We start from the raw sequence: 4,436 nt of genomic DNA on the forward strand, positions 1-4,436 counted from the left end.
GAGCAAACCATCGGGGTAACCTTTTCCGTCCAGACGTTCGTGGTGGTGCCGGATGATCACGGCAGCCTCCTGCAACCAGGGGTTTCCAGTGACGATCTCAGTACCTAGGACCGGATGCGTCTGCATGACCTGGAGTTCGGCGGGCGTCAGCGAGCCCCCCTTCAGGAGGATGCTGTCGGGAATCCCGATCTTGCCCACGTCGTGCAGAAAGGCACCGGCAACCAGGTGCGAGATATCTTCCGCCGAGACCCCCAGCGCTTCAGCCAAACCGATCGCGTAGAGCGTAACCCGATAGTTGTGGGCATCGGTACCGGAATCCTTCTTGGCCACGGCGTTTCCCAGGGAGCGGATCAGCGACAGGTTGGAGTCCAGCAAGGAACGGGACAAGTCAGTTGAGCGCCGCAGCAAAGCCAGCATCAGGGGATATAGAACCAGCGCTGTCGCCACCACGGCGCCAATAGCGGTAAGCGCCCCCGTGCGAACCTGATCCCGCTGAGCCTGGAGAGTTTCCGCATCAAGCCGGCTGACGGTCCTCACATATCCGACAAGACGCCCATCGCTACCGGAGATCGGGACAACGACGTGGATCAGATGCTCGGAACCCACTTCGATCCAGGTGCGGTGGATCTGGTGCCCTTCGGGACGTTTCAAGGTTTGGGCACGCAGCACGTCTATCAGCGAAACGGTGCTACTCCCCCAATTCTCGTAAACCGGACTGCCATCACGAACAAAGACTTGCAGCCCGACAAAACGACTCTTGTCCAGCAAGCGCTCCAGTTCATCATGACCGTCAGGCCGGCCGGCGCTAACGATCACCTGCATCGCAGGCGTGGCGAAATGGCGGGCGCTGCGGGTGGCCTGCTCCAGTGCGGCCTGTTCTGCCCGGTAGGTTTCAACGAAGTACGCAACGCCACCGGCAACCAGCGCAACAACGGTCGCAGCCAACCCAAGCCTGATGGCCAGCATCCCGTGCAGCTGGCCGGAAGTTTCTGGCAACAGGCGGCTCATGTCAGCTTTTCACTTCAGGCTCTGGAGCATTTCGATTTCGTGTTTGAAGTGCCCACTCACCCGGTCCATTGAGAACTTAAGCATCAGCGTGTTCTCCGCGAACTTGGCCCGCTCGACATCCATTTCGACGGTGTTCCCATCGATACTGCCTTGGCTGGGGACATGGTATTTCAGCGGAATGGGAGGCGTGGTAACGGCACTTTGTCCTGGCAAGTGCTCTGCGGAGGTTGTGCTCAGGGAGACAGGAGGTACATTCGCCGCCGCCTGGGCGTTACGCAGCGCATCCTGGAAATCGATGTCGACAGCCTTGTAGCCGGGGGTATCGGCGTTGGCGATATTGGACGCGATGATTTGCTGACGATAGGCCCTCAACCCCAAGGCGAGTTGCTGAAAATCATGGCTCGGGTGCCCTGAGCCCACCAATGGAATGTGACGGGGTTGGAAGACATCCCCAAAAGAGGGCCGTGTATCGCGTTGTGCCGAACTCAGTGCCCCCTTCGTACTGGATGCGGGACTGGGCGTCCCCGACGGGGCCGTGCTGGTCGTTCTGCCCATGACCTGTGAAAGAGCGCCGGAAAAGGAAGAAGTGCCACTTGCCGAAACGGTGTGACCACTGTGCCCAGCATCCGAGGTCGGCTGAACCGGCCCAGGGCTTCCAATTCCGGTAACGGGTGCCATGGCAACCTACTCCTGTTCGTTCATGATCAGGATGGCCTTGACCGGATCGATCGGTCCGGTCTCGTGCCATTTGCTACTGAGCTTTGAAGCAGGTGCCTTGTCCATGCAGCCGTGGTTGCACTCCACGACCCAGCGCTTCATCAACACCGCCTGGCAAAAGGAAAAGGCGATGGCCTCGGGTTTGCAGCCGACGGTCTCAGCCAGGAGGCGGCAAGAACAACGGCTCCCGTGTTCATCGTGGGTTGGGGTTTTCATGTTCAAAACACCGAGGCCCCTTCACGGGGCCTCTGAATGACTGCGTTTACTTCATGTCCCGCTGGTGGTTGTGACGCTTTGCATCCTTGGCCGGTGCCGCCTTTTCCCCCGTAGCCTCAGGGGCCGCCGCCGGGATACCGGTCTTTTCCGTCATGTGGGAATGGGGCTTCACCTTCTTCGGCGTGGTCTTCTCGGTTTGCTCGGCAGGTGCCTTGTCGGCATCCGCTGCCTGAGCGCCAAAAGACAGCGCCGCAACGGTGGCAATCAGCGCGGTCGAGAGAAAAGAATTGAGTTTCATTACAGCTTCTCCAAAAAAGGTATTCAGACAGTTCGAGATGCCGGTGGGCGGGTCCGACAAGGCCAGTTTGTGCTTCTGGAACCGTCAGGGACATGACCCGGTGATTACATTCCTGTCAGGTTTCTCTTGGCCGCTACGCACAGCTAGCGCTTCGGGAGCGCCGCCAGGAACGCCTTCTGAAATTCCAGCGTGCACGAAAGCAGTGCCGACCAGTGGTCCACCGCAATCCGGCCGCTTGCCGCGGTGAAACCCGCAACGTCTCCCTGCAACAGCACTTTGGGGTCTTGGTCAGCCTGATGCACCCACTTGTGCATCGTCTCGGTGGTCAATGTCGTCACCTGCTCGCCGTAGGTAAAGCCCAGGCGGCATAGTCCGGCCGCTACGTCGAGATTGGCTTGAAGACGCGCTCTCAGGTCTTCGTTCGCTTCTTGCATGATGTCCCCCTGTTTGAGCCGAACCGGCCGAGATTCGCGTCGGCTCGCCAATGACTTATTTACCAAGGCTCTCCGCCAGGTCGCGATGCCCCTTTTCCAGTGCCCGGGCCTCTTGGGCCGCTTCCTTGAGCTTGGCTTTCAGATTGCTGCAGTGGGCTGCCCACAAACCCGCATCACCTCTCGGACGGCCAGAGTACGAGGCCGCCATTTTTTCGTGTTGCTTGGCTTCCGCCTCGTAACTCACGGCCTTCCCTGCAAAGTAGTCGGCGATACGCTGGTGGTCAGCTGCAGTCGAAGCACTGGAGATGGCCTCCGGGATCGCTGCAACGGGGGGCGTTGATGAACAAGCACCCAAGGTCAGAATCAGCGCTACGCCAGCGAGTGTCACACCCAGATTGCGTTTCATGATGTTGCCTCCTTTCGAGTTCACACGCTCAGTGTGCGATCCGGCGACTGACAAGGGGGTGACGCAACCATTACATCCCTGTCCTTTAAATGTCAGGAAGTCTGTTTCCTTGTGTCTGTCTTCCTGAGGCGCAGAGCGTTACCCACCACACTGGCCGACGACAAACTCATCGCCAGAGCGGCGATCATGGGGGAGAGAACCAGCCCATACGCTGGATACCCTGCAGTGCCATCAATGTCACGTTACCGAGTGCCAGGCGTCGTCCTCCAACGATGCCGTGGACGCCAATACCGCTCGCCGATTCGAACTGCTCGACCTTGTCGAGGCTCATCCCCCGTTCACGCGCGGCACGCACGATCGCGTCGGCCAATGGATGCTCACTGCCCTGGTCGAGACTGGCGGCGAGCCGTAGAATTTCGTCCTCGCTGCCGCCTTGCAGGGCAATGGCGCACTCGAACGCGGATCTCCCTTCGGTCAGGGTGCCAGTCTTGTCCACGATCAGGGTGTCGATCCGGCGCAGACTCTCGATTGCGGCCGCATCCCGAAAGAGGATGCCCTGCGTGGCGGCCTTGCCGGTTGCCACCATGATCGACATCGGGGTTGCCAGCCCAAGGGCGCAGGGGCAGGCAATGATCAACACTGAGACTGCGCTGATGAGACCAAAGACCCAAACCTGATTGCCTCCAAACAGCCCCCAGGCAAAGAAGCTGGCGAGGGCGACGGAAACCATCGCGACAACAAAATACCCAGCCACCACATCGGCCAGACGCTGCATGGGCGCCTTGGAACGCTGGGCCTTGCACGATCTGCGCAAGCATGGTTTGAGCACCCACCTTCTCCGAACGGATGACGAGGCTGCCCGAGGTGTTCATCGTTGCGCCAATGATCTGGTCCGATGCCCGCTTGCTGACCGGCAGCGGCTCACCGGTCAGCATCGACTCATCGACCGAGCTACTTCCTTCGACGACCACGCCGTCCACCGACACTTTCTCGCCAGGCCGAACCCTCAGGAGATCACCGACGTGGACGCTGTTGAGTGGAACGTCTTCTTCACTGCCATCGGCCAGGATCCGCCGTGCGGTCTTCGGCGCCAGACCCAAGTAGCGACTTGATGGCCGCTGAGGTCTGCGAACGGGCGCGCAGCTCCAGCATCTGGCCGAGCAGCGTCAGCGAAATGATCACGGCAGCCGCTTCAAAGTAGACGCCAATCCGGCCATGGGCCATGAACGACGTAACCGCTCACTGAGCGGCGTTCTTCCCCCGCCCTGGCTCACGCGGAAGAATCCTCCTTCTGTTCAATCAGGAGGAACGCGAAGTGAGCAGCGCGACGACAAGCAACAACAAGCGGCAGCGGCGT

Annotated in this window: 6 protein-coding genes and 1 pseudogene; all 7 read right to left on the minus strand. The window is 60.1% G+C overall.

All coding sequences use genetic code 11. The annotated features are described in order from the left end of the window. Nucleotides 1-1,008, minus strand: a 1,008-nt coding sequence (locus PHI64_RS23365; protein ID WP_299888786.1) for an HD domain-containing phosphohydrolase, incomplete at its 3' end; no start/stop codon positions are given. Nucleotides 1,009-1,017: 9 nt separating this feature from the next. After that, complete coding sequence (gene flgB, locus PHI64_RS23370; RefSeq protein WP_299888789.1) at nt 1,018-1,686, minus strand: flagellar basal body rod protein FlgB; 669 nt, start codon at nt 1,684-1,686, stop codon at nt 1,018-1,020. A gap of 6 nt (nt 1,687-1,692) precedes the next feature. After that, nucleotides 1,693-1,941 carry a hypothetical protein gene (locus PHI64_RS23375; protein WP_299888791.1) on the minus strand — a complete coding sequence of 83 codons (249 nt, stop codon included), beginning with the start codon at nt 1,939-1,941 and terminating at the stop codon, nt 1,693-1,695. A 46-nt stretch (nt 1,942-1,987) separates the two neighbouring features. After that, on the minus strand, nt 1,988-2,239 hold the full coding sequence (locus PHI64_RS23380) for a hypothetical protein (protein WP_169148669.1): 252 nt from the start codon (nt 2,237-2,239) through the stop codon (nt 1,988-1,990). A 143-nt stretch (nt 2,240-2,382) separates the two neighbouring features. Then, nucleotides 2,383-2,673, minus strand: a complete 291-nt coding sequence (locus tag PHI64_RS23385) for a hypothetical protein (protein ID WP_284188517.1) — start codon at nt 2,671-2,673, stop codon at nt 2,383-2,385. Nucleotides 2,674-2,728: 55 nt separating this feature from the next. Then, complete coding sequence (locus tag PHI64_RS23390; protein WP_169148634.1) at nt 2,729-3,079, minus strand: hypothetical protein; 351 nt, start codon at nt 3,077-3,079, stop codon at nt 2,729-2,731. Between the two features lie 229 nt (nt 3,080-3,308). After that, nucleotides 3,309-4,309 (minus strand): annotated as a pseudogene (locus PHI64_RS23395) (HAD-IC family P-type ATPase); the annotation flags it as partial. Nucleotides 4,310-4,436: the final 127 nt, after the last annotated feature.

It is taken from the genome of Zoogloea sp. (assembly GCF_028689785.1).
In the GTDB taxonomy this organism is placed as follows: Bacteria; Pseudomonadota; Gammaproteobacteria; order Burkholderiales; family Rhodocyclaceae; genus Zoogloea.

Coding starts and splice junctions, on each gene's coding strand:
- flgB (WP_299888789.1), bottom strand. CDS start 1,686: ATGGCACCCGTTACCGGAATTGGAAGCCCTGGGCCGGTTCAGCCGACC.
- PHI64_RS23375 (WP_299888791.1), bottom strand. CDS start 1,941: ATGAAAACCCCAACCCACGATGAACACGGGAGCCGTTGTTCTTGCCGC.
- PHI64_RS23380 (WP_169148669.1), bottom strand. CDS start 2,239: ATGAAACTCAATTCTTTTCTCTCGACCGCGCTGATTGCCACCGTTGCG.
- PHI64_RS23385 (WP_284188517.1), bottom strand. CDS start 2,673: ATGCAAGAAGCGAACGAAGACCTGAGAGCGCGTCTTCAAGCCAATCTC.
- PHI64_RS23390 (WP_169148634.1), bottom strand. CDS start 3,079: ATGAAACGCAATCTGGGTGTGACACTCGCTGGCGTAGCGCTGATTCTG.